This window comes from Ensifer sp. GW101-20A05, from assembly GCF_059424735.1.
Genome location: NZ_JBWKZT010000023.1, coordinates 1 through 18202, shown reverse-complemented (window position 1 = coordinate 18202; position 18202 = coordinate 1). Strand labels below are relative to the sequence as shown.

Here is an 18202-nt window from a genome sequence, read left to right as displayed (position 1 = left end):
CGCTGTATAGACCTATGGAAGCCTCGATTCAAGCCTCGGAACAGGCACTCAACCGTATTTTAATATTGCTCGCGATTCAGGCTAACTGACGAATATTTCATCAAAATTACACATTGGAACTTGAATTCCTGCTTGTACGTACCGCTGCGTCCGGCCGTCCTCGCTGAAAAGTGAGACTGATGTGTTTGCGTCATTGGATCGCCTGATCGCGACCGCGGCAAAGCGCAGCAGCTTGCCGATCCCCGGAAAAAAGCAACCGGCAGCTTGATCTTTGCGGTTCCCGAGGGAAAAGGTGGAGGTCTGCCGGGCGACGCGCAAGCTGTGCCCGGACAACACCATTCGACCCTGCCGCCACAAGCGACAGGCAGCCACCGGAAACCGCTCGATGCAAGACAGCGCCCCCAAGGCCCTTCGCCTTTACCTTCTGCGGCACGCGCGTTCCGGCTGGGCGTTGCCCGGGCAACGCGACTTCGACCGGGCGCTGGACGAGGTCGGTTATGTCGATGCGGAACGGCTCGCGCAGATGGCTGCCGACCGGGGCATCCGCCCCGAGCGCATCCTCTGTTCCACCGCCGTGCGCTGCCGCGAAACCGCCGAACCGTTCTTTCGCACCGTCAGCGAAAGTCTCAATATTCGTTACATCGATGCACTCTATTCGGGACCGGCAACGGTCTACTTCGACCTCATCGACGCCCATCGGCATCTGAATTCGCTGATGCTGGTCGGGCACAACCCGATGATCGAGCAATTGCTTCACCGGCTGGTCGGAGACGACGCCGCGCGTGAGGCGTTTGCCTACGGTTATCCGCCGGCGGGGCTTTCGATCCTCGACCTGCCCGCCGTCGCGCCGAAAGATGGCGCAGCGGTCGCGACATTGGTCTCGATCCTGCTGCCCAACCAATAGAAGAATTGCCGGGTCCTCGTTGCGACCGGGGAAATATTGCCTATATCGCGGTGGCTGCCTGCGTGCGACAGTTCTGCCGGACGACGCCAGCAGAACGCCCCACGGAACTACGCCGCAAGAAAGAGCAAGATTTGGCGCCCAACCTGACCAGCTTCAAAGACGACGCCCTGATTGCGCTCGACAATCTGACCGACCGAGCTTCCGGCCTCGTCAATCCCTCCATCCGCCTCGGTGTCACCGGCCTGTCGCGCTCCGGCAAGACGGTTTTCATCTCGTCGCTGGTGCACAATCTCCTGAACGGCGGGCGCCTGCCGGTGTTCGAGCCGGTGCGTTCCGGGCGGGTCTCGAAGGTCAGGCTTCAACCGCAGCCGGACGATGCCGTACCGCGCTTCCAATACGAGGACCACATCGCTGCCCTGGTGCGCGATCGCATCTGGCCGGATTCGACCCGCGCCATTTCGCAACTGCGCATCACGATCGACTATGAGAGTGCCAGCGGCTGGAACCGGCTGTTCTCTCCCGGCCGCCTGTCGCTCGATATCGTCGATTACCCCGGTGAGTGGTTGCTCGATCTGCCCCTGCTGGCACAGGATTTCCGCGCGTTCAGCAACAACGCCGTGGCACGCGCCCATGCCGCCAGCCGGAGCACCTTTTCGGCGGAGTGGCTGACGCTGGCCGCTTCGGCCGGACCGACGGCCGTTGCCGACGAGGCGAGCGCCCGCAGGCTTGCCGAAAGTTTCACGGGCTATCTGAGGGCCTGCAAGGCGGACGAACGCTCTCCTTCGACCCTCCCGCCTGGCCGCTTCCTGATGCCGGGCGATCTCGAGGGGTCACCGGCACTCACCTTCTCGCCGCTTCCCGATCTCCCGGATGGCCGCGCACCGAAAGGTTCGCTCTGGGCGATGATGGAGCGGCGCTACGAGGCCTACAAGAAGCATGTGGTGAGCCCGTTCTTTCGCGAACACTTCGCACGGCTCGACCGCCAGATCGTGCTGGTCGATGCGCTTCAGGCGATCAACAACGGTCCGGAAGCGCTGCTCGATCTCGAGCAGGCGCTTGCCGACGTGCTCGCCTGCTTCCGCCCGGGAACCAACAGCTGGCTCTCCTCCTTCCTGACACGCCGGATCGACAAGGTGCTGATCGCCGCGACGAAGGCGGATCATCTGCATCACGAAAGCCACGACCGGTTGGAGCGCATCGCCGCGCGCCTGGTCGATCGCGCCGCGCAGAGCATCGGCATGAGCGGCGCCGGCCTCGAGGTCATGGCGCTTGCATCCGTCAGGGCGACCCGCGAAGCGACCGTCAACCACGACGGCCATGCGCTGCCGGTGATCGTCGGCACCCCGATCGCCGGCGAGGAGATCAACGGCGAAATCTTTGACGGCGAGAAGAAAACCGCAATATTTCCCGGTGACTTGCCGGAAGATCCTGAAGTGCTCTTCAAGGCGATCGAGATGCAGTCGGGCGGAACGACCTTCGTCGAAAGCGCCCACCCTCTGCCAGAGCTCAGCTTCGTCCGCTTCCGCCCGCCGCATCTCGAAGAAACCGGCGGCGGCTTAAAACTGTCGGTACCGCATATCCGTCTCGACCGAGCCATGCAATTTCTGTTCGGAGACCGGCTCGCATGAGTGACGATAGTAACGGCCGCAGCCGCCGACCCGGCGCCTTTTCGGTTGGAGAGGAGAAGCCTGTCCAGGCCTCCCCACAGTCGCGCGTCCCGCGTTCGCCCGCGAGCTTCGATGACAATGTGGTGCTGACGCCGGATGCGGAAGATCCGTTCCGCGAGACCACGCTGGCGGTCGAGGCGCTCGCGTTGCCGGAAGCAAGCCCGCGCAAGCGTCGCCTGTCGGTCGGCAAGATCGCGATCGGCGCTCTCGGCATCATTCTCTCGCTGGCCGCCGGCCTTTGGGTTGACCGCCTGCTGCGCGATCTCTTCACCCGCGCCGATTGGCTCGGTTACACCGCCCTTGCCGTCGTCGCGATCGGACTGCTGGCGCTGCTGATCGTCGTTGCCCGCGAGCTCTCCGGGATGATGCAGCTTACCGCCATCCAGAAGCTGAAATCGGAAACGGAGGCTGCAGCGACCTCGGGCAACACCAAGCGCGCGCGGTCGGCGCAGACGAAGCTCGTCCATCTGCTGGCCAGCAATCCACGAACGGCACGCGGCCGCACGCGGCTGAAGGAAACCGAGGGCGAGATCATCGATGGGCCGCATCTGATCGAACTCACCGAACGCGAACTCCTGAGCCCGCTCGACCGCGAGGCCCGCCGCCTCATTCTTGCCGCCTCAAAGCGCGTTTCGATCGTCACAGCCGTCAGCCCGCGCGCCCTCGTCGATCTCGGCTATGTGCTTTTCGAATCCGCCCGCCTGATCCGCACCATGGCCGAACTCTACGGCGGCCGCCCCGGCACGCTCGGTCTGCTGCGGCTGATGCGCGACGTCATCGCCCATCTTGCCGTTACCGGCTCGATCGCCGCCGGCGACAGCCTCATCCAGCAGGTGCTTGGCCACGGCCTCGCCTCGAAGCTCTCGGCGCGCCTTGGCGAAGGTGTGATCAACGGCCTGATGACAGCGCGTATCGGCATTGCGGCCATGGACCTTTGCCGTCCGATGCCGTTCCGCGCCTTGAAACGCCCGGGTATCGGCGATTTTCTCGCCGACCTCAGTCCGGGTGCCGGGCGCGCGGGCAGCGAAGGCGACGAGAAATAGAGCCTGTTCGGTTGACACTGGAGCATCGCTTTCAAGTCGATTTACGTGAAAGCGGAAAGATGCTCCAGAAACAACATGACAGAGCGACCTTAGTGCGTTCATCTGAACGCACGGCGCTCTAGATACCGGCATACCAGTCGTAGCCGAGATCTTCCCAATAGCCGCCGCGTCCTCCGCCTCTCTTCGAGAGATCGGATACGACTTCGATCGCCCGGATGTACTTCGCCATCTTGTAGCCGAGTTGCCGTTCGATGCGCACGCGCAACGGCGCGCCGTTGGCGACTGGAAGCAGCATTCCATTCAGGCCATAGGCCAGAATCGTCTGCGGATGGCGGGCGTCGATCATGTCGATCGATTCATAGTAGGCTGCCGAGCCCGCAAGCCCGAGCGACATGCTGTCGAAGCAATGGAAGACAACGTAGCGTGCGTCGCTCTTCACGCGCGCCTCATCGAGCACATGCGACAGCGGCACTCCGGTCCACTTGGCGACGCAACTCCAACCTTCGACGCAGTCATGCCGCGTGATCTGCGTGCGCGACGGCATGTTGCGGAGTTCGGCGAGCGTCAGTTGCATCGGTCGCTCCACGAGCCCCGAGACATTGAGCCGATAGGCAGCAAACTCCGCGTCCTTCAGCGCGAGATAAACCGGGTCGGTCGGGTCCGTTGAGCCGTTCGGCCGCTGCCCCTGACGGATCTCGCTTTCCGAGAACTCCGGTGCGAGCCGATCCGCGGGGATCAAAAGTCGCTGCAACCGGTAGGTCAGTGTGTTGGCCGATGCGAGATAGCCACGCACCGGATCGCCGCCTGCAAGCAACCCGTCGAGCATGTCGCAGCCGGCAAGCGGAACGGTGGATGCAGCCACCCCGGCGACGCCCAGGAAACGACGGCGACTGACGAACAAACGCGTCATCTCGCATTCCCTCCCTTGTGTCGATCGTCGAGACGGTAGCGGCCGGTAATCATCGACCGCATCTCGTTCATCGGTCCGGCGGCAAAGACCATGAACAGGTGCACGACGAAGAACCCGACGAGAAGGAGCATAACGAAGAAGTGGATCGTGCGGGCCGTCTGCCTCCCGCCGAAGAGGTCGAGCAGCCACGGCCAGGCGGCGTTCATGCCCGGCGACATCGTCAGGCCCGTCAGGATCATCAGCGGGAAAAACAACAGGAGAACAAGCGCGTAGGAGAGTTTCTGCAAGCTGTTGTAGCGCCCATCGTGGTCGAAGTGAAAGCGAAGATGCTCGGTCAAGGTGTGCGGCAACGCGCGGATATCGCCCCAGCCGGGAAGGATATCGCGCCTCAGGTGCCCATTGATCAAGCTTGCCATGAACCAGATGGCGTAGACCGTCGCAAAGACCCAGGCAAAGAAGAAATGCACGACCCGTCCCGTAGCAAGGTCCTGGTAAGATGGCACGGTCAGCCAGGCAGGAAAGGCCCTGTAGGCGCGTCCCTGCTCGGCCCCGCTGACGCCTAGGACGCCGGTGGTATCGAAGTTTCGCCCCAACACGGTCGTTATGCCCCGGACCTCGCCATTCCGGTCGCGACTCGGCTGGATTGAAAAGACGCCGTTGTCGAAGGCGAAGCCGGATTGCTGGCCAATATAGAGCGCCGGATGCGCGTTGAAGATTTGCAGGCCGCTGAGCAGCAGCAAGAACAGGGCCACCGCCCACGCCCAATGGGTAAGACGCGTGACAAGCCGGTGCCGCCGAATCGTCAGTCTTGCCTGCGCCCGTGTCGTGATCGTCTGGGGATCGTTTTCCGTCGTGTTCATGGGAAATCTCCCGTTTCCCATGATTATACGTAGGGCGGTCGGGACAAGTTTCACGCGCGTCCGCTGCGCCCGCGAGAGCACTTCCGTCCGGTCAATCCGACACGCCGCAAACCCTGTGAGCAATCGCTCCAACGGCCACAAAGAAGCCGCAACATCAGGTGCCCGGAAACCGTCCGTTAACCATTTTCGCGCAAATGTGGCTTCCAGTTTCGGACGTTGACCCATCAAGGATCGTTTATGTTCTCGCGCCCCTCTTTGATCGCTCGCGGCACAGCCGCCATCGCGCTTGCGGCTACCGTCGGCGTTGCGACGCCAGCCCTTTCCGGCGCCAAGGACAAGGCCTTCTTCGAGAAGGTTGCCGGCCAGTGGAAAGGCCCGGGCGAGATCGTCGCCGGCAAATACAAGGGTACCAAGTTCACCTGCGATCTCTCCGGCGAACCGGTTGCCGGTGACGACACGGGCATCAAGCTCGACGGCTTCTGCCGCGTCGGCGTGTTCAAGCAGCCGATGTCGGCGGTGATCACCCGCAAGGGCAACAGCTACAGCGGCAAGTTCCTCGACGGCGCCGAAGGCAAGGGTCTCGATGTCGTTTCCGGCAATGTCGCCAAGGACAAGGTCGTCGTCGGCATCAACCGCAAGAAGCTGAACGGCGCCATGATCGCCCGTCTTCAGGACGATCAGACAATGAACATCACCATTTCGGTCAAGGTCGAGGAGACGATGGTTCCGGTCATCGGCGTCAGCCTCAACCGCCAGCTCGATGCGATTGCCGTCGGCTCGATCAAGTAATCCCAAAGCACAGTCAAACAATAAAGCCCCGGCAGTATTTGCCGGGGCTTTATCGTTTTAAAAAGGTCTCATCGACTTGATGGGAGAGGTCAGGTGTCTGCGCGCCACCAGGTCATGTCGCCATCGGCAACCTCTATGCCTGCTACATCCGCCCCACCCAACCATTCGCCGACCGTGCGCCCGCGCACCGGCAAATCGGCGGCGATGTCGGCAAGCGGCATCAGCACGAAGCCCCGGTCCGTCATTCTCGGGTGCGGCAGTTCCAGCCGTGTTTCAGCCTGGGCCACCTCTTCATAGGTCAGAACGTCGATATCCAGCGTGCGCGGTCCCCAGCGCTCGTCACGCACCCGCTTCATCGAACGTTCGATGTCGAGACACGTATCGAGCAAAGCCTCGGGCTTCAAAGTCGTCCTGACCTGAGCACAGGCGTTGAAGAACCAGGCCTGATCGGTCTTTCCCCACGGTGGTGTGCGATAGAGCCGCGACACAGCCTCGACGACGCAGTCGTCGCGCGCATCGAGAGCCCGCAGCGCCTCGGCCATCGCCTTGCGCGGATCGCCGAGGTTGCCGCCGAGGCCGAGTGTGGCGACCCGCCAGCCCGCCTCAGACGACATGCTCGACCGTCACTTCGACATAGTCGAGCACGCCGGGCACGGGCGCGTTCGGCTTGCGGATCGAGACCTTGGCGCGCTTGATCTGCGGAAATCGCACACAGAGCGTCTTGGCGACTTCCAGCGCCAGCGCCTCGATCAGGTAACGGCGGCGCCCCGTGACGATGCGCTCGATCTCCTGAAAGGCAATGCCATAATGGACGGTGTCTTCGATCGAATCATCGACGAGCGCCGTTCCCTGCTCGACTTCGAGCTCGGCATCCACGAAGAAGCGCTGCCCGAGGAGCTCTTCTTCGTCGAAGACGCCATGGCGCGCGAAGAAGGCACAGTTCTTGAGAGTGATTGTGTAAGTCGGGCTCATGCTTCTCCGTCCCGTCGGCTTTTCTGGGATCACGCTGATATTGGGTCAGGCCGACCTAATTCATGACGTGATCGATTCTGATCGGTTGCAGTCGGATGCGGGAAAAGAGCCGCACGCGCTTTTCCTCATTCCGCCCTGGCCTTGAGCATAGCATCGGCCATGGCCAGCGCATCCCTGCTGTTTGCGACATCGTGTACGCGGAAAATCGAGGCGCCGGCAGCACGCAGCAGCGCGGTGGTCGCCGCCGTCGCCACATCCCTGTCGCCCGCCTCGCGGCCGCTCACCGCCCCAACGAAGCGCTTCCGGGACGTTCCGACCAGGAACGGAAGCTCGAAACGGTGCAACTCGGCAAATCGCGCCATGAGTTCGAGGTTTTCATCCGTATCCTTGGCAAAGCCGAAGCCCGGATCCAAGACGATATGGTCGCGCGTGACACCAGCGGCTTCGGCAATTTCGAGGGACCGTTCGAGGAAATGGAACTGATCGTCGATCACGTCGGCGAGCTTCTGCCGGTCGCGGCCCGTATGCATGATGCAGAGCCCTGCTCCGGTATCCGCGGCAACGGTCGCGATATCCGGCTCGCGCTGCAGGCCGTGCACGTCATTGACGATGTGCGCGCCTGCCTCGACCGCCAGCCGAGCCGTCGAGGCCCTGTAGGTATCGACCGAGATCAACGCATCGGTGTCGCGGCTGAGCGCGGAGATCACCGGCAGGATGCGCGCCTGCTCTTCCTCGGCACTCACTGTCGCCGCATCCGGCCGGGTCGATTCACCGCCGATATCGAGGATCAATGCGCCCTCCTCAAGGCACCGCACGCCCTGCGCCGCCGCTGCAACAGCATCGATGAAACGTCCGCCATCGGAAAAAGAATCCGGGGTAACATTGACGATCGCCATCAAAACGCCACGCGGCCCGAGTTCCAGGCTGCGCCCATGCGCCAGCTTCCAGCTAATTTTCTGAAATGGATTGTAAGTCATTTTCCCTCACGATCCGCATTCGGCCGAGAGCCCTCGATTTGCTGTTGCGCCGGTCGTGGCTATGCCCCAAGCTTGATCGAAGTTCAACTGAAGAGAACCACGCATTGATGTCCCGAGTACGCGTCCCGTTCAAAGCCGCCCTCCTCGCTCTCCTGGTCGCCGCCCCCTTAAGCGCTGCGTCGGGCGAAACCGTGATCAACAAGAGCTTTTCCTATTTCACGATCGGTGGACGGACTGCGGAGGAACTCGACAAGGCGCTTTCTGTCGGCGGCCCGATGATGAAATCCACCGGCGCGCGCCACCCGGGCGCCACCCGGATAAAGTTCGGCGGCTCCATCACCTACGTCAACCGTGGCGGCCGCTGCGCGGTCGGCTCGGCGCGCGTAACGCTCAGCACCCGCATCATTCTGCCGCGCTGGAAATACCGCCGTCAGGCCGGTCGTGACCTGGCTCTGGTCTGGGACACACTCTCGAGCGACATCAAGCGCCATGAGGAGCGGCACGCTGAAATTGCCCGCAACCACGCCCGCCGCATGGAAAAGATGTTCCTCGCTCTGAAGCCGGAAGCGGATTGCGAACGCATGCAGGCAAGCGTCGCGCGGGTCAGCATCACGGCGATCGAAGCGCACGACAAGGATCAGGCGCGCTTCGATCGCACCGAAGCCGCCAATTTCGACAAACGCATGATCCGGCTTTTGCAATACCGGCTCGAAGCGCTGAAGAAATCGCAACAATAGGTAGCGGCGCCCATACCCTGAAGAAGAGCCTGACTATAGTCGGGCTCGGCGCGATTTCGGCGCCAATACCCACAGTATTTTATTGGTGAAATATAACGATGGCTGGCAGCCGCCGACTCATCTATATTGAAACCATGGAGCGAGGGGCCAGGACGAAGACTAGCCTCCGCCGAATGAGCGGGTTAAGCTCGACGCAGTAGTTGTGCGAAGAGCTTAAATGTTGCCGTTACTTTAGTTTAGGCGGCGTTGTTCAATATTAAAAAGAAGAAATTGAACAGCGAGGCCAAAGTGGGTTCTCCTGGCGTGTCTTGGTGCTGCAGATGTCCCCTCCCTCATCTGTCAGCGATGCGCCCTCCTCGCCTCGCTTGTCCAACGACTGGCGAGGCGCTTTTTTTGTGGGTCAGCTACAAATTGGCAAGGCGCCGCAGTACGGCGTGGAGCGCTAAGACATGTCGCGCAAAACCGTTCAGCGGTTCTGCGACAACGACATGTGAAATACCAATAACTTAAGGCGCAAGGAGCGAATTTGAGAACTCGCGGCGCGCCTTAGGCCTGGCGCTCCGGCACATGCACGACGAGACCGTCGAGTGCGTCGCTCATCTTGATCTGACAGGAAAGCCGCGACGTCGGCCGGACATCATAGGCAAAGTCCAGCATGTCTTCTTCCATGGCTTCCGGAGCGCCGACCGCAGCCGACCAGGCGTCGTCGACATAGACATGACAGGTCGCACAGGCGCAGGCTCCGCCGCATTCGGCTTCGATGCCGGGAACCGAATTGCGAACGGCATTTTCCATGACCGTCGAGCCGTTTTCGACATCAAGTTCATGGCGCGCGCCATCAAAGGCAACGATCGTAAGTTTTGTCATGTCTCTTTCCGGAATGAACTGCTGGGACTGGCAAGGCGCAAAGCCTGTTCAGAACGCACGCCGCTCGGACGCAAATTCAGTGGAAGTTCTTCCAACAAATCCGCCGGCCAGTCAACAACGGCAATCGCTGCGTGCCTCGCGCACAGCAAGCGCGAGGCCGCTATCTTGAAATGTGGGACGCCGGGAGAGCGTTGGCCGTTTCCGGCGCCGTCGGGCCGCGATTTAGCGGCTGAGCTTCAATATGAAGAGTTCGGCCTCGAGCACAGCGGCCGAAAGCGTGTCGGAGAGCGAGGCGTCTGCCGGGTTCTGCTCGATCGCGCCGGCAATGCTGGCAACATCGACGGCGCCGACTGCAAGTGCAGCGCCCTTCAGCCTATGGGCAGCCTGAGCGCGAAGCGTGCTCTCTCCCTCGACGATCTCTTTCATGACCTGGCGCGCCTGGCGCGCGAAGAGTTGCAGCACTTCGATTTCCAACGCCTTGTCACCCATCGTCTGTGCCGCAAGGTGGGCAAAGTCGATCGGCTTCTTGCCGGTAGCTGCAGAGTTTCCCGGGGTGTCCGGAGCTTCGAAGGCAATCCTGAGGGCCGCCATGAGCCAAATTCCCTATTGTTTATTGCATGTTGGTCTTGTTTTCGGTGTCGCCATATTGCCCACACCTACACGCGCAAACTCAGATACACATCCTTTGCGGGTGCGGGCTGCTATCAGCTTAAATCGGGGCGCAATATGGGCAGGAATCTGGGGAAATGGTTAACGGCTGTTAAACCGTCTGATTTCCTTGTATTTTCTGGCTTTGGCACCGTTATCGCATTAAGATTTCATTAGGATTTTAATCAAGCCCGAGCGCTCATAATTGTAAGAACCCAGCTAATGTGTCACTACGATACGCTCAGGAACTTGCCTGCGTACGAAAATGGCAACCGTTCCGGTGGATAAGCTCAACTCGTGGTCCCTTTCGGCCACAAATGTGACTATCCGTCGAGGCAATGCAGTGTGTGATCAGTAGGGTATTGCGTAGATCCGATGCGCGTATCTTGCCGTCACAGCCCGCGAGGAAGAAGCCGACCCGCCCGTTGTGCGCGAGCGCTGGCAGCTTTGTCGCTGGCAAAAGGTAATGAGGCGTATCCCTATGGCGACGAAAAAGAGCAATGAGTCAATCGACGAGAAGGCCTTCCAGGCTTTGGAAGCGGCCCTGACGATCGATTTCGACGAGCTTAACTCGAGCCCGAACGACAAGACTTCCTTGGATGATCCGGAGGAAAATGTGTCTCAGCCCGGCAATCAGGCGCCCGCGCCCGATCAGAATAAAAGAGCAAAGTCTCAACCGGAGCCATCCCGCGCGGCGCGTGCTGCCGAAGCGGCCAAGACGCTCGCCCCGGAACCCGCGCCCAAATCCCCTTCCCTTTCCGCCGCCAACGACGATGGCCGCCGTTCGCCGGCTGCGATGCTGCGCGCGCTCGACGTGCGCTCCAATCGCGCCGCGATCCGGGTTGCCGCGCTGGTGTCGATCATCTGGGCCATCGCCGGCCTCGGCATTGCCAACCTGCTCTATGGCCCGCAGATCTGGCAGATCCGCTCCCTGAGCGATCTGGCTGCGACGCCCGGCGCCATTGGCGTTGCGATCGGCATCCTGCTGCCGGTCATGCTTTTCTTCTCCTTCGCCATCATGATCGCCCGTGCGCAGGAACTGCGCAACGCCGCCCGCTCCATGGCTGAAGTGGCACTGCGCCTTGCCGAGCCCGAAACGGCCGCAGCCGATCGCGTCATGACTGTCGGCCAGGCCGTTCGCCGCGAAGTCTCGGCGATGAACGAGGGTATCGAGCGCACCATCGCACGCGCCACCGAACTCGAAACGCTTGTGCATTCCGAAGTCAACGCGCTTGAGCGCAGCTATAGCGAAAACGAACTGCGCGTTCGCACGCTGGTCCAGGAACTCGGCCTCGAGCGCGAAGCGATCATCGGTCATTCGGAGCGTATCCGCTCGGCGATATCCGGCGCCCACGGCAAGCTGAAGGATGACCTGGAACAGGCGAGCGACGACATCGCCTCGCGCATCGCGATTTCGGGTGAAGCCTTCGCCTCGCTGATCGACACGCGCGCCGCAGCCCTTAGCGAAAAGTCGGACACCGCCCTCCAGTCGATCGGCACCATGCTGTCATCCCGCACGGATGCGCTGCTTTCCGGCCTGACGGCGGCCGGCCTTGGCCTCAGCACCGAATTCGATACACGGCTCGACCAGTTGAGCGAGACGCTGACGAAGCGCGGCGACGACCTGCTCAGCCAGTTCGAAACGCGCGCCTCCTCGCTCGACGCCAGCACCGAAAGGCTGAACGCGGCATTGAACGACCGCGCACGCCAGCTGAACGAGACGCTGATCGCCCGCACGCGTGACCTGAATGAAAGTCTCAGCGTCGGCCAGCAGGCGATCACCGGCGGCCTCGATCATGTCCTCGCCTCGCTCAACGCAACGCTCGACGAGAAAGGCGCAAGCTTCCGTCAGAGCCTGCGTTCCAGCGCCGACGATGCGATCATGGATCTGGACCTGCGCGGCGGCTTCTTCGAAGAAAAGCTGCAGACCACCGTCGGCCAGCTCGCGACCGCCTTCGACGAGCGTTTCCACGAGTTTGCCTCGGCCTTCGACAAGCGCGCAAGCATGCTCGACACCAAGCTCATGGAAAGCCTGCACCGCATCAACGAGACCGTCTCCGGCGGATCGGAAGCGATCGGCGGCGCGCTCGACAGCAGCATCGAGAAGATCGGCTCCGCCCTCTCCGACCAGTCGTTGACGCTGGCCGCGACGCTCGGCGCGACCCAGGACTTCATCGAGGAGACGATCACCAGCCGGACCTCGGAGCTCGGCAACCTGGTCGGCGATGCCCACAGCCGCATCGACAGCGTTCTTTCCGAGAAGACCAGCGGCCTCATGGGCGCGCTCTCCCAGGCGCAGGAGCGCATCGAAAACGGCTTCGGCCAGCGCGCCGACGCGCTTGCAAGCGCGCTCACCACCAGCGAACAGCGCCTGACCGAGGGGCTCGACACCCGCACCGCCGCCTTCGTTGACGGCCTGCACGCCGCCCATGCCCGCATCGAACAGACGCTCAGCGGCTCGACCGACGAAATCACCAGCGCGATCGCTGCCAGCCAGCACCGCCTGGACAACACGCTCTCCGAGCGCACGCTCACCCTTTCGACCATTCTGTCCATGGGCGCGGACTCGATCGACAACGCCGTCAGCGGCACGGCCGACCGGCTGGAGCGTGTTCTGTCCGAGCGTGGCGAAGCGATCTCCGAAGCGCTCACGACCCAGACGTCGGCCCTCGATGGCGTTCTCGCCGAACGTGCCGCCGCCATTACCTCGACGATGTCGTCGCGCGCCAATGAAATGGCCAACACGCTGAGCCGCCACGCCGAAGACGTGGCCGACAGCCTGACGTTCCGCGCAACGGCCGTCGCCGAAACCATGACCGACCGCGTCGGCGATATCGAGCAGAAGCTCTCCGAGAGCGTCAGCTCGATCGCAGAAAACCTCGGCGGCCGCGTCAGCCTGATCTCCGATACCCTCACCCAGACGAGCGCCCGCATCGCCGAGGATCTCAGTGGCCGCGTCGGCAAGATTTCCGACACGCTGACCGAGACCAGCGCTCACATCGCCGATGCCCTGACCGCACGCACGACCGAGGCGACCGCCTCGCTCGCCGGCAAGGCAGCCGAAATCGAGCAGACGCTGAGCGGCCGCGCCGAGCATCTGCGCGATACGCTGTCGTCGACGCACGAACAGATCCGCGCCACGCTCGACGATCGGATCAACGCGATCAATCTCGCCGTCGGCCAGGGTCGCGATCAGCTCGAAGGCATGCTGGCCGATCAGTCGACCGCTATCGCCACCACGCTCGCCACCAGCGCCAGCATGCTGGAAATGTCGCTGGAAGAGCGCCAGTCCGCGCTTGCCGGCGTCATCGACCGCAGCGGCGAAACGCTCGACACGCGCATGCGTTCGACGACGGGGCACATCGCAGAGCGCCTGGCCGAGACCGCCAACCAGATCAGCCTCGCGGCCGACAGCCTCACCAACCGCGTCGACATGTCGATCAACGGCATCAACGACCGCCTCGACGATACCGGCCTGCGCATCGAGACGAGCCTTGGCTCCCTTGAGGAGCGCATGCGCGAAAGCGCGGGCAACATCGGCTCGATCGTCGATGAAACGGGCATGCATATCGAAACCCGCGTCGGTGTGCTCGAGGATCGCATTCGCAACACCGTCGGCAATGTCGGCACGGTCGTCGACGACACCGGCGCCCGCATCGAAAGCAACCTCGGCGCGCTTGAAAACCGCATTCGTGGCAGCGTTGCCAATGTCGGCTCCGTCGTCGACGATGCCGCTGCCCGCGTCGAGGGCGGCCTCAGTGCGCTGGAAGATCGTATCCGCGGCAGCGTCACCAGCGTCGGTTCGGTCGTCGGCGATACCGGCACCCTCATTGAAAACAGCCTCGGCGCCCTGCAGGACCGCATCCGCGGCAGCGTCAACGACGTCAACGCCCTGGTCGACGATACCGGCCTGCGCCTGGAAGTCAGCCTCAGCTCGCTCGAGGAACGCGTCCGTGACAGCGTCGGCAGCGTCAACGAGGTCGTCGACGGCGCCGGCCAGCGCATCGCCTCCAGCCTCGGCGAACGAGCGGGCGACATCGATCGCATGAGCGAGACGGCGGCAAGCCGGATCTCCGGCGCCATCGAGGCTGGTGCGGAACGCATCGCTGAACGTCTCGGCACCATGGATCGTGCCCTCAACATCGGCCTTGAAAACGTCAACCGGACAATCGAAGGCAAGGCCGCCGTTCTCGTCAGCAGCCTGCGTGGTGCGGTCAGCGAAGCGACGCAGGATCTGGACGCGGAAGCCTCCCGCCTCGAAGGCAAGACCACCGATCTCGTCAGCAATCTGCGCAGCGCAGTCGGCGACGTGGCTCAGGAGTTCGATGCAGAGACCGTCCGCATCGAGGACAAGGCTTCCGGCCTCGTCACAACGCTTCGCGGCGCAGTCGGCAACGTGGCCAAGGAGTTCGATGCAGAAGCCGTCCGCATCGAGGACCAGGCCGCCGGCCTCGTCACCACGCTTCGCGGCGCTGTCGGCAACGTGGCCCAGGAGTTCGATGCAGAAACCGTTCGCATCGAGGACCAGGCTGCCGGCCTCGTCACCACACTTCGCGGCGTTGTCGGCGATGTCGCTCAGGAACTCGGTGCAGAAGCCATCCGCATTGAGGACAAGGCTGCTGGCCTCGCCACCACCCTTCGTGGCGCCGTCAGCGACGTTGCCCGGGAGATCGACGCGGAAGCGGCACGCTCGGCCGAACTCCTCTCCAGGGCCGGCGACGACTTCGCTTCGGCGCTCGCGGCCCGTCAGGCCGAGTTCGCCAACACGATCGACCAGACGGCAGCGGCAACCGCCGCCCGCCATGCGGACCTTGCCAATACGATCGAGCAGAAGGCTGCTGCCAGCGCAGCGCGTCACGCCGATCTTGCCCGGTCGATCGCCGACGCAGCCGATACGGCAACGGCACGGCTTGCTGCCACGCACAGCCAGATCGCCAGCCACGCCGACAACATCCACCAGGGCCTTGCCAACACCGAGAAGGCACTGGAAGCGCGCGGCGAAGCGATCCGCAACACGCTCGACGACCGCACCCGCGAGCTCAACTCGATGCTCGCCGGCCGCTCGCTGGAGCTGTCGCGCCTGATCGACGAGCAGGCCCGCCCGGTCATCGACCAATATGCGGCAACCGGCCGCGAGGCCGCCGAACGTATCGCCGCCGTGACCCAGGAAAGCTCCGATCGCCTGCGCGCGGAAAATGCAGCCCTGGTCAACGCCATTGCCGAGCGCACGGGTGAAACGCTGAACGCGATCTCGCACCGCGCCGAGGAAACGGCGAAGGCGATGAAGATGGTCGAGAACCGTCTGCAGTCGACCGCCATGGGCCTGATCGACCAGCTCGCCAACAACAACGCTGCGATCGCCACGGTCATCGACCAGGCAAGCAACAACCTCGGCGAAATGGACCAGCGTCTGGAATCGACGATAGCCCGCGTGTCGGAATCGACCCGTCAGGCCTCCGACATGCTCTCGACCTCGACCCGCCTCATCGAAGGCAAGGTCGACAAGCTGTCCGACATTTCCGCCTCCACCCTGTCGAAGATCGGCGGCATCGTCGGCCGGTTCGAGGACCATTCGAAGGTGCTCGGCCAGGCGTCCGACCTGCTCGGCGCCGCCCAGTCGAACCTCGTCAGCACGCTCGAAGAGCGCCAGGATGCACTGCGTACCCTGTCGGTCGGGCTCGTTCAGCGCTCGGAAGAGATCGAACGGACGATGCGTGCGCTCGAAGGCTTCGTCGATGGCGCCTTCCAGCGGGCCGAAGAACGCTCGGGCCTTGTCGCCGGCAACCTGCGCAGCGGCATCCAGCAGTCCTTCTCGGATGTTGGCCGCCTTCTGACCAGCGCCGAACAGCGCGCAGCCGAAGCAGCCGAAGCGATGCGCAACACGCTGGCCCAGGCGGGCGACGAAGCAGGCGCCTCGGTCGAGCAGGTCTTCAGCCGAGCCGAGGAGCGCTCGCGCCAGATCGCCGACACGCTCCGCTCCGGCGTCGAGACCTCGTTTGCCGACGTCAACAAGACGCTCTCCTCGGTCGAGGGCCGTGCGCTCGGCGCCTCGGAAGCGCTGCGCCAGGCGATTGCCAAGGTTGGCGAAGATGCCGGTGCATCGATCGAAGGCGCCTTTGCCAACGCCGAGGAACGCTCCAAGGAAGTCGCCTCGCGTCTGCGCGGCAGTGTCGCAGCTTCGGTGTCCGACATCGAGCGTATGCTCGCCGAAAGCGGCAAGAAGTCTGACGGTGTCGCAGGGCAACTGCGCGAAGCGGTTCGCGTTGCGATCGACGAGGCTATCGGCCGCTTCAGCGGTGCGACCGACGAAATCCGTCGCTCTGCCGGCGAGATCCGCAAGGAACTCGATATGACCCGCGAAGAACTGAAGCGCGGTGCCTTCGACCTGCCGGAAGAGGCCAAGGAAAATGCGGCGGTCATGCGTCGCGCCGTCGGCGAACAGATCAAGGCGCTGCAGGAACTGTCCGACATCATCGGCAAGTCCTCGACGCAGCTCGAGGTCGCCCAGCCGCTGCGTCAGCAGCCTGCCGCCGCTCCGGTCGCCCGTCCGGTGCAACAGCAGCCGGTGCAGCAGCAGCCGGCGCCGCAGCCGGTCATCCAGCCCCAGCCTGTTGCCCAGCAGCCTGTTGCCCAGCAGCCCGTAGTCCAGCAGCCCGTGGTGCAGCAGCCAGCCGAGCAGACGCGCCGGCAGGAACCGGCCCCGGCGCTGCGCGGCAGCCTCGGCATCGAACAGCCGGCCGTTCGCCAGCCCGCTCCGTCGCAGGCGGTGACCAGCGAGGTTGCAGAAGGTGGTGGCTGGATGCGCGATCTGCTGCGTGCGGCATCGCGCGAAGAGGCCCCCTCGCCGGCGCCACAGCGCCCGGCCGAAGCACAGCCTGCGGCGCGTACCGGCGACAGCCGCAACCCGCGCCACGTCGTCGAGTCGCTGAACTCGCTCTCGGTCGACATCGCCCGCGCCATCGATCACGATGCCTCGGTCGAACTGTGGCGCCGTTACCAGCGCGGCGAGCGCGACGTCTTCACCCGTCGCCTCTATACGCTGAAGGGTCAGCAGACCTTCGACGAGATCAAGCGCAAGTATGATCGCGAACCGGAGTTCCGCACTGCCGTCGACCGCTACATCGCCGACTTCGAGAAGCTGCTCGCCGATGTTGCCCGCAACGATCCGGACAAGCGCATCACCCAGACCTATCTGACGTCGGATACCGGCAAGGTCTACACGATGCTCGCCCACGCCGCCGGCCGCTTCAGCTAAGCGGCGCTGGCATATGATAAAGAAACGGCCCCGTCGCAAGACGGGGCCGTTTTCGCTTATGCAAACCCGCCAAGACCAACCGGGACCGGTAGCAGGGGCAGTGCTACCTTCGTGCATGGGCTCGGCCGTCACGCCGACCGCCATTACTACCGCTCAAAAAGCAGGCGTCCTCCGTTATAATGTATTGGAAGCAGCGCGGCCCATCCGGCAGCGTCTCTCCGTTTTCAGATCAGGAGGCGGACATGAAACCACGGTTGAAAGTCCTTACGCTCGCGGTAAACGATCTCGAAAAGTCTCTGGCCTTCTATCGCGACGGCATGGAGCTGCCGACGAAAGGAATTATCGGCCAGGAGTTCGAAGACGGCGCAGTGGTCTTCTTCCATATGGGCGACGACCTGATACTGGCGCTCTATCCCGCGGCGTCACTTGCCAAAGACGCAAAAATAGCCGCGACGCAGGCGCGGCTCGGTGCAGTGTCAATCGGGCACATCGTCAAATTGCGGGTTTCGGTAATTCGCGGACATGGATTCCATTAAATCCCGGACAGCGATTTCACTAAATCCGGGACAGCAT

The 18202-nt window shown here is 63.1% G+C and carries 14 protein-coding genes; 7 read left to right on the top strand and 7 right to left on the bottom strand.

Annotated features, from left to right (window positions below):
• The first annotated feature begins 385 nt into the window (after positions 1–385).
• From AC070A_RS31960 to AC070A_RS31950, 3 genes are all read left to right on the top strand, one after another.
• On the top strand, positions 386–904 hold the full coding sequence (locus AC070A_RS31960; RefSeq protein WP_113737231.1) for a SixA phosphatase family protein: 519 nt from the start codon (positions 386–388) through the stop codon (positions 902–904).
• A 131-nt stretch (positions 905–1035) separates the two neighbouring features.
• Positions 1036–2532, top strand: a complete 1497-nt coding sequence (locus AC070A_RS31955; RefSeq protein WP_112946810.1) for a YcjX family GTP-binding protein — start codon at positions 1036–1038, stop codon at positions 2530–2532.
• A complete protein-coding gene (locus tag AC070A_RS31950; RefSeq protein ID WP_113737232.1) occupies positions 2529–3614 on the top strand; it encodes a YcjF family protein in 1086 nt (361 codons plus the stop codon). Before AC070A_RS31955 ends, AC070A_RS31950 begins: the two co-directional genes overlap by 4 nt.
• Positions 3615–3732: 118 nt before the next feature.
• Here the strand turns inward: AC070A_RS31950 and AC070A_RS31945 are convergent, their stop codons facing one another.
• Together AC070A_RS31945 and AC070A_RS31940 are read right to left on the bottom strand one after the other, a co-directional pair.
• On the bottom strand, positions 3733–4524 hold the full coding sequence (locus tag AC070A_RS31945) for a molybdopterin-binding protein (protein ID WP_218373996.1): 792 nt from the start codon (positions 4522–4524) through the stop codon (positions 3733–3735).
• Positions 4521–5384 carry a cytochrome b/b6 domain-containing protein gene (locus AC070A_RS31940; RefSeq protein ID WP_113737234.1) on the bottom strand — a complete coding sequence of 288 codons (864 nt, stop codon included), beginning with the start codon at positions 5382–5384 and terminating at the stop codon, positions 4521–4523. The genes AC070A_RS31945 and AC070A_RS31940 overlap by 4 nt, the downstream gene beginning before the upstream one ends.
• Positions 5385–5621: 237 nt before the next feature.
• Here AC070A_RS31940 and AC070A_RS31935 point away from each other — a divergent pair, with 237 nt between their 5' ends.
• On the top strand, positions 5622–6173 hold the full coding sequence (locus AC070A_RS31935) for a hypothetical protein (protein WP_057248910.1): 552 nt from the start codon (positions 5622–5624) through the stop codon (positions 6171–6173).
• An 89-nt stretch (positions 6174–6262) separates the two neighbouring features.
• Here AC070A_RS31935 and folK read toward each other — a convergent pair whose 3' ends face one another.
• The 3 genes from folK to folP form a co-directional block, all read right to left on the bottom strand.
• Positions 6263–6787 (bottom strand): 2-amino-4-hydroxy-6-hydroxymethyldihydropteridine diphosphokinase, encoded by a 525-nt coding sequence (folK, locus tag AC070A_RS31930; protein WP_113737235.1) that lies wholly within the window; start codon positions 6785–6787, stop codon positions 6263–6265.
• Positions 6777–7145, bottom strand: a complete 369-nt coding sequence (gene folB / locus AC070A_RS31925) for a dihydroneopterin aldolase (protein ID WP_057248908.1) — start codon at positions 7143–7145, stop codon at positions 6777–6779. The genes folK and folB overlap by 11 nt, the downstream gene beginning before the upstream one ends.
• Positions 7146–7270: 125 nt before the next feature.
• On the bottom strand, positions 7271–8122 hold the full coding sequence (gene folP, locus AC070A_RS31920) for a dihydropteroate synthase (protein WP_058324102.1): 852 nt from the start codon (positions 8120–8122) through the stop codon (positions 7271–7273).
• 107 nt (positions 8123–8229) lie between these two features.
• Between folP and AC070A_RS31915 the strand changes: the two genes are divergently transcribed.
• Entirely contained in the window at positions 8230–8859 is a 630-nt protein-coding gene (locus AC070A_RS31915) for a DUF922 domain-containing Zn-dependent protease (RefSeq protein ID WP_113737236.1), read from the top strand.
• A 546-nt stretch (positions 8860–9405) separates the two neighbouring features.
• Here AC070A_RS31915 and AC070A_RS31910 read toward each other — a convergent pair.
• Together AC070A_RS31910 and AC070A_RS31905 are read right to left on the bottom strand one after the other, a co-directional pair.
• Positions 9406–9726: a 2Fe-2S iron-sulfur cluster-binding protein gene (locus tag AC070A_RS31910; RefSeq protein ID WP_058324100.1), complete on the bottom strand. Its 321-nt coding sequence runs from the start codon at positions 9724–9726 to the stop codon at positions 9406–9408.
• Between the two features lie 222 nt (positions 9727–9948).
• Positions 9949–10317: an Hpt domain-containing protein gene (locus tag AC070A_RS31905; protein ID WP_058328273.1), complete on the bottom strand. Its 369-nt coding sequence runs from the start codon at positions 10315–10317 to the stop codon at positions 9949–9951.
• A 538-nt stretch (positions 10318–10855) separates the two neighbouring features.
• Here AC070A_RS31905 and AC070A_RS31900 point away from each other — a divergent pair.
• Positions 10856–17629: an apolipoprotein A-IV repeat region-like domain-containing protein gene (locus AC070A_RS31900; protein WP_113737237.1), complete on the top strand. Its 6774-nt coding sequence runs from the start codon at positions 10856–10858 to the stop codon at positions 17627–17629.
• 179 nt (positions 17630–17808) lie between these two features.
• Positions 17809–18165 carry a VOC family protein gene (locus AC070A_RS31895; protein ID WP_492384618.1) on the top strand — a complete coding sequence of 119 codons (357 nt, stop codon included), beginning with the start codon at positions 17809–17811 and terminating at the stop codon, positions 18163–18165.
• Positions 18166–18202: the final 37 nt, after the last annotated feature.

Coding starts and splice junctions, on each gene's coding strand:
- AC070A_RS31960 (WP_113737231.1), top strand. CDS start 386: ATGCAAGACAGCGCCCCCAAGGCCCTTCGCCTTTACCTTCTGCGGCAC.
- AC070A_RS31950 (WP_113737232.1), top strand. CDS start 2,529: ATGAGTGACGATAGTAACGGCCGCAGCCGCCGACCCGGCGCCTTTTCG.
- AC070A_RS31945 (WP_218373996.1), bottom strand. CDS start 4,524: ATGACGCGTTTGTTCGTCAGTCGCCGTCGTTTCCTGGGCGTCGCCGGG.
- AC070A_RS31940 (WP_113737234.1), bottom strand. CDS start 5,384: ATGAACACGACGGAAAACGATCCCCAGACGATCACGACACGGGCGCAG.
- AC070A_RS31935 (WP_057248910.1), top strand. CDS start 5,622: ATGTTCTCGCGCCCCTCTTTGATCGCTCGCGGCACAGCCGCCATCGCG.
- folK (WP_113737235.1), bottom strand. CDS start 6,787: ATGTCGTCTGAGGCGGGCTGGCGGGTCGCCACACTCGGCCTCGGCGGC.
- folB (WP_057248908.1), bottom strand. CDS start 7,145: ATGAGCCCGACTTACACAATCACTCTCAAGAACTGTGCCTTCTTCGCG.
- folP (WP_058324102.1), bottom strand. CDS start 8,122: ATGACTTACAATCCATTTCAGAAAATTAGCTGGAAGCTGGCGCATGGG.
- AC070A_RS31915 (WP_113737236.1), top strand. CDS start 8,230: ATGTCCCGAGTACGCGTCCCGTTCAAAGCCGCCCTCCTCGCTCTCCTG.
- AC070A_RS31910 (WP_058324100.1), bottom strand. CDS start 9,726: ATGACAAAACTTACGATCGTTGCCTTTGATGGCGCGCGCCATGAACTT.
- AC070A_RS31905 (WP_058328273.1), bottom strand. CDS start 10,317: ATGGCGGCCCTCAGGATTGCCTTCGAAGCTCCGGACACCCCGGGAAAC.
- AC070A_RS31900 (WP_113737237.1), top strand. CDS start 10,856: ATGGCGACGAAAAAGAGCAATGAGTCAATCGACGAGAAGGCCTTCCAG.
- AC070A_RS31895 (WP_492384618.1), top strand. CDS start 17,809: ATGTATTGGAAGCAGCGCGGCCCATCCGGCAGCGTCTCTCCGTTTTCA.